Origin of the sequence: Mycobacterium angelicum (assembly GCF_002086155.1) — a bacterium.
Taxonomy (GTDB): Bacteria; Actinomycetota; Actinomycetes; order Mycobacteriales; family Mycobacteriaceae; genus Mycobacterium; species Mycobacterium angelicum.
In genome coordinates, this window is the sequence record NZ_MVHE01000484.1 from 1 (window position 1) to 220 (window position 220).

Sequence of the window (220 nt, forward strand, 5' to 3'; positions counted from 1 at the left end):
TCCCCGTACGTTGCCGCGCTGCGGCACATGGGTATTGGGGGTGCTGATCAGATCATGAATGCCGTCGTGCTTACCGCGGTGCTGTCCTGCTTGAACTCGGGCCTGTATACCGCGTCGCGGATGCTGTTCGTGCTCGCCGCCCGGCAGGAGGCGCCGGCCCAGCTGGTCAAAGTCAACCGGCGTGGAGTCCCCACCTTCGCGATCATGGGATCGTCCGTGG

At 65.0% G+C, this 220-nt stretch carries 1 pseudogene; it reads left to right on the plus strand.

Annotated elements, in window-relative coordinates:
• Positions 1–220 (plus strand): annotated as a pseudogene (locus tag BST12_RS30365) (amino acid permease); the annotation flags it as partial.